The sequence below is a fragment of the Bacillus haikouensis genome (assembly GCF_013179555.1).
GTDB classification, from domain to species: Bacteria; Bacillota; Bacilli; order Bacillales; family Bacillaceae_B; genus Rossellomorea; species Rossellomorea haikouensis_A.
Genome location: NZ_JABMCR010000625.1, coordinates 1 through 559 on the forward strand (window position 1 = coordinate 1; position 559 = coordinate 559).

The 559-nt window shown below is 45.6% G+C and carries 1 protein-coding gene; it reads right to left on the minus strand.

Going from position 1 to position 559, the window contains the following annotated elements:
• The coding region (locus HP456_RS24740) for a 3-hydroxyacyl-CoA dehydrogenase NAD-binding domain-containing protein (protein ID WP_246289429.1) at nt 1-559 on the minus strand (559 nt) is incomplete at both ends.

Sequence of the window (559 nt, forward strand, 5' to 3'; positions counted from 1 at the left end):
CACCGTCATTTACAAGGTGCAGTGCTTCGCGCCAGATGGCTTCCATGAGCCGGTCAGCAACATGGCCTTCCACTTCGGTTGAAATGACAAGCGGCTTCATTTTAATAGATTCATAAAATCGCTCTGAAATTTCTATGATCTCGGGAGAAGTATCTTTTCCGCCAACCAATTCTACGAGTGGAATTAAATAGACTGGATTGAACGGATGCGCAACAATGACCCGTTCAGGCCGCTGGCAATCTTCCTGTAAAGTACTGGGCTTTAGTCCTGATGTACTCGAAGCGATAATCGCTTCCGGTTTCGACAAGCGGTCAATTTCTGCTAAAACCATTCTTTTTAACTCTTCTCGCTCAGGTACATTTTCCTGAATAAGATCGGCATTTGATATGGCTTTTGCCAAATCGGGTTCGAACGTAAGTCTGTCCTTAGAAGCGCCTTCAGCTAATCCCTGCTTTTCGAGGGCTGGCCATGCGTTTTCTATACTTTCTCTCATACGTGCTTCTGCATTTTCTGCCGGATCTGTTGCAACGACATCATAGCCTTGTGATAGAAAACGGGA